Annotated in this window: 4 protein-coding genes; all 4 read right to left on the bottom strand. The window is 57.7% G+C overall.

Translation table 11 applies throughout. The features are described 5' to 3' along the window. A partial coding sequence (locus AAAB35_RS06735; protein WP_340667438.1) for an HlyD family secretion protein occupies positions 1 to 781 on the bottom strand: 781 nt, incomplete at its 3' end. Beyond that, positions 778 to 987, bottom strand: a complete 210-nt coding sequence (locus AAAB35_RS06730; protein ID WP_340667437.1) for a DUF1656 domain-containing protein — start codon at positions 985 to 987, stop codon at positions 778 to 780. The genes AAAB35_RS06730 and AAAB35_RS06735, both read right to left, overlap by 4 nt. 8 nt (positions 988 to 995) lie before the next feature. Then, a complete protein-coding gene (locus tag AAAB35_RS06725; protein WP_340667436.1) occupies positions 996 to 3,068 on the bottom strand; it encodes an FUSC family protein in 2,073 nt (690 codons plus the stop codon). Continuing rightward, positions 3,065 to 3,544, bottom strand: a complete 480-nt coding sequence (locus tag AAAB35_RS06720) for a MarR family transcriptional regulator (protein ID WP_340667435.1) — start codon at positions 3,542 to 3,544, stop codon at positions 3,065 to 3,067. The genes AAAB35_RS06725 and AAAB35_RS06720 overlap by 4 nt, the downstream gene beginning before the upstream one ends. Positions 3,545 to 4,755: the final 1,211 nt, after the last annotated feature.

Genomic DNA, 4,755 nt, shown 5'->3' with positions numbered 1-4,755 from the left:
GGATGCGCTGCGCCAGGCGAACCCAGCTGAACGTCGGATTGATATTGGCAAGAAGTCCCGAACCCGCAGTCCGTTCGCGATCCTCAATTCCGGCGGCGATGCTGTCGACGTGGCCGATGATGACGCCCGACTGTCCCATCAGCCGGACCTTGACGGGGTCGCCGACGCGAATACGGGCGAGCTTTGTTTCCTCAAAATAGCCTTCCACGCGAATGGAGTCCGTATCGACAAGTGCCATCTGTGCGCTGCCGGTCGTCACATAATTGCCGGGCCGCAGCGAAAGGTTGCTGATGGTGCCGTTGACGGGCGCCTTGACTTGTGATCGCTCGCGGTTGAGGCGGGCGAGTTCCAGATTGGCACTCGCCTGCAGGTAGCTCGACTGCGCGTTTGCTTCAACGGATTGGGCTTCCTCTTGCTGCTGCTCGGAAATGACGCCTCCGAGCTTTTCGCGGCGCTTGCGGTTGCGGCGGGCCTGATCGAGTGTGGCTTTTGCGCCGTCCACTGCTGCCTGTGCCTCAATCTCCGCGATCTCGAAGCGCCGCGCGTCCACCTTGAACAGCACGTCTCCCCTCTTGACCGTATCATTGTCCCTGACGAGAACGTCGCTAACAAGACCTGATACGTCCGGCGCTACAGCGACGATATCAGCGCGAACCCTGGCGTCGCGCGTCCAGGGATCGTTCATGTAATGGTTCCAAAGTTCACGCCCAACGAACAATGCACATAGGACCAATGCCAGGGTAAGGAGGACCCGGCCCGCCGTTTGAAGGTTATTCTTCATGATACCAACCGTTGCATAAGGAAAGTGATCGCGCCGAGCAGCACGACATAGAGGGCGACATCGAACAATCCGCGATGCCAGACCACGGCATAAATGCCGATCCAGGCCAGCGCACGGCGGACCATTGCGGCAAAAAGGAGCGTCAGAAGCATGGTGCCGAGAAGTCCGGGCACGTAGACGCCATAAATATCGAAATCACCAAGCATCTGGTGTTCTACTCCGCTGCCATCAGCATTTGCGGCGATGGCGACCTTAAAGTATGGCCGTCAATCGGGACGGGCGGCGACGCAAAGGGAAAAAGGACCCGGCGCAAGCCAACCAGCGCATCGAGGATGCTGCGTGCGTGCGTGCTCGCGTGCACACCCGGCGAACCGAGGGCCCGATCGATGCGCTCGCGTAGTTCCGTGTCGGGCTCGACCGCCTCCCGTAAGGCGAGACGCCGACGAAAAAGCGCGGCAATGCCGGCAAGGACCGCATTCAAACGCGCTTGACCATCGCCGTCCAGGTGTCTGCGCGCGCGCTGGATCGCTACGATGTTGAAGCCAAGGCGCACTTCGGCAAAGCCGTCGATCTGCGACAGATACCGGTCGTCAAGCGAGGCCAGCCGCGGAACGAGCTGTCCCATTCGATCGAGCATGCGTCCAGCAAGCCTTTCATGATCGCTTCGCTTCAGTCCGGCGGCCGTTTCGGCAAGGTCAGACCAGCCGGCCCTCACCAGCCGGCGCGCCGCGATCTCGGCGCCGAACGGTCGGGCAATCTGCGTCCAGACCAGGGCGAATCCGATGCCTGCCATTGCCGCAATTGCCTCATTGGCAAATGTGGTGAAGTCGGCGCTGAACCGGTTCTGCATGGCCACGAAAGACGCCGTGTTCACCGTAAGCAGCATCGCAAGCATATTGAATTGCGGACGCGGAATGAGCGTTCCGATCAGAAGGAACGGCGGTGCGAAGACCAGCACAAGCATTTCAAAGCCGCTGATGGCCGGAAGAATCGCAAAGAGATAGACGAAGGATGCGATGAGGCTGACGCCGCACCACAGGAACATTTTGAGTATCATTGGCGCGGGCCGGTCCATTGCGGCGAAGAATGAGCAAGCAACCGCCGTCATCATGACGAAACCGGCGCCGTTCTGCCATCCCGTTGCGATCCAGATGAAGCTCGCGACAAGGCTGGCGATGACCACGGAACCTGAGGCAAAGACCATCATGGCATAATCGTGGTGGCGTTGGCGACCGACCACCTGGCGATGGCGGAAGGCTGGCCGCCAGCGTCCGGTATATTGGCCGCGGGCGATCGCATCGCGCAGTGTCTTGCAATCGTGCCAGAGATTGATGATCTCCTGAAGCCGCGCGAGTGCGCTTGCGAGGATCAACCGATCCCAATTTTCCGACCGATCGGCAGATCGAAGATCATTTATCGCCGCGGCAAAGCGCTGCGGGGCATTTTGCGACGCCGTGTCATTCGACTGCAACCAATCGGCAACATCATGAAGCAGCGAACCGAGTTTCGGCGACAATGGGCGGCTGACGGTCTTCAGGGCATGGAGCCGATCCGCCAGGGACGAAAACAGCGGCAACAACATCATCAGACGGCCGCGCAATTCCCGGGCATGGCGGGCAACGTCACGGGTGCCGGGATCGAATGATAGTTGGCTGATGACAAGGTCGAGCCCGGCAATATCGGCGGCCATCTTCTGGCGTTTTGCCGGAGTGGCGGGTATGGCACCCTCCCCGCGTAGTATCTCGTCGGCCCAGTCCGCAGCATCATCGAGCCAGTTGGTGATCCGGCCTCCCATGACAGTTCCGACGCTGCTTGGAAACACCAGCAAACCCACGACGCTGGCACAGGTAATACCGATGATGATTTCTTCCGTTCGGGCAAGCGCCGTATCGAAGATCAATTCGGGTGTCCCGACCGTGGGCAGCGCAATAAGGGGAAGCGAATAGCCTGCCAGCATGAAAACATAGCTGCGCGGCGTGCGGTCAAGCATGGAAATGCAGAGCAGGCAACCGGTCCAGAGCGCCACGACGAGCGCCAAAAGCTCCGGTGCATTGACAAAGACCGGCACGAAAAACACGGCCGCGCTGGCGCCGATCAATGTGCCAAGGGCGCGATATAGCCCCTTGGAGCTTGTTGCCCCTGCCAGCGGATTTGCCACCACATAGACGGCGGCCATGGCCCAGTAGGGACGCGGCAGGTCAAACCACAAAGCGATATAAAGCGCCAGCATCGATGCGAGAAAGGCCTTGGCCGAAAATACCCAATCCCGCCAGGACGGAAACATCACGGTGTCAGCTCAACCTCACGCTTGAGAGGTTCACCGGCATGAACAGTCCTTGCATTGTCAAAGGCAGCAAGGACCCGCAGCGCGGCACTCAGATCCTCCTTGCTGACGTCCGCAAGGATCTGGGCGCGCAGGCCAACCAGCATGTCTTCGAGCCTTCCGGCGTACTGCTTGCCCTTGCGCGTGAGCCAAAGGGTCTTGGCGCGCCGGTCGCTCTTGTCTTCCTTGCGCACAACGAGGTCGGCCGCCTCGAGCTGGTCGATCAGCCGGACGAGGGACGGGCCCTCAATGCCGATATGGGACGCGAGCGTGATCTGACGCACACCGCCGCCGAGCCGCCCGATCCACAGGAGAGGCGCAGCGCAGGCTTCGGAGATGTTCGACGACATAAGCGCCTGATCTGTCATGCGCCGCCACTGCCGCCCGGTTTGCAAAAGGGTCGTGGTGAAGGTGCGGCGAAGGTAATCAATTTCTTGCATAGGAAATTAATAGCATCCTAATAATCTTCTTGCAATCTTTTTTTGATCGTCTTGCCTAGTGGCTTCAAACTTGTTGGCAGAGCCTGCGAGCAGGCAATCAATCATGAGTACGTAGGTACGCGTTCAGTATTCCTGCCACTACTAAAATTAAGCGCCTTTAGGTGCGTTAGACTTTAAATTCACGAACAGATTGCAACGATACGCGGAGCGAAGTTCGAGGCGCATGAGGCTGGCGTCACAGTATCAACGCGGCAGTTTCTATGGCTTTTCGTTGATGTGAATCTCTTCTATCAGTGCGCCTTAGCCCTAGCGGCAACTTGCCCGACGCGAGCGGCTTGCGTTCCAGAAGTCGCGATGTTGGCCCATCATGGGTCAAATTTGTGCAAAAAACCCGCCGTTGGGGTTCAACACAACGACGGGGACACCACTCGGGACGGGTATGATACTCGATTGGGAATCTTATGATGGGGCAAGAAGACGCTTGCCTCAATCAGGCCTTTCCCTAGGTTCGCTGTTGATTTTCTGTCATCTGGCACCGCATTGTCTGATCAGCGATTTGGCATGGCGTCTCAGAACAAAAAAATCGGCAGCCAATGGGGGCTCTGAACATGACGATAAAAGAACCCGATATATCAAGACAACATGCCGATCGCTTTGATGCTTCTCCGCTGGCAATTCAATTCAAGACGAATTGATCGAACTCGTCAGTCGTGCCACTGAGAGCAGGTGGCCGCTTCTTGATCATTTGGCGGACGCGCATTTTCAATCGCAATAGCAAGGTCTTCGCGGCTCGCTATAGCAATGTTGTCGACTATCGCTGTGATCGCTTCGAGGACCTCGTCCTTGTGCGTGTAGCTAATCAGCCCTGAGTGCGTTGGTCCGCGTTCGGTATTCCTGCCACTAGTAAAAATTGAGCGCTTTTAGCTGCGTTAGACTTGAAATTGTGGAACAGATTGTAACGATACACGGAGCGAAGTTCGAGGCGATGAGCGGGATAGTTTCTGTTGCCGGAATGCTTCTTGATGAGTTCCAGCGCGCGGTCTTTATCAAGGTCATGCATTAACAAGCGCTACGCGCCGACCGAGTCCAATGAGATTGCCAATGACAATCTCTGAAGCTTTCAAAGTGGCCACTCGATTGAAAAGAGGCCACTTACGAGCGGCCGGTCAATGCTTCAGGCACTTTTTTCCCGCTGCCATTGCCTTGAAAGT

It is taken from the genome of Phyllobacterium sp. (genome assembly GCF_037994425.1).
Lineage (GTDB): Bacteria > Pseudomonadota > Alphaproteobacteria > Rhizobiales > Rhizobiaceae > Phyllobacterium.
This window is presented reverse-complemented; position numbering and strand designations above follow the sequence as displayed.

What these genes read in the sequence shown, in the direction of transcription:
- AAAB35_RS06730 (WP_340667437.1), bottom strand. Translation starts at nt 987, where the DNA reads ATGCTTGGTGATTTCGATATTTATGGCGTCTACGTGCCCGGACTTCTC.
- AAAB35_RS06720 (WP_340667435.1), bottom strand. Translation starts at nt 3,544, where the DNA reads ATGCAAGAAATTGATTACCTTCGCCGCACCTTCACCACGACCCTTTTG.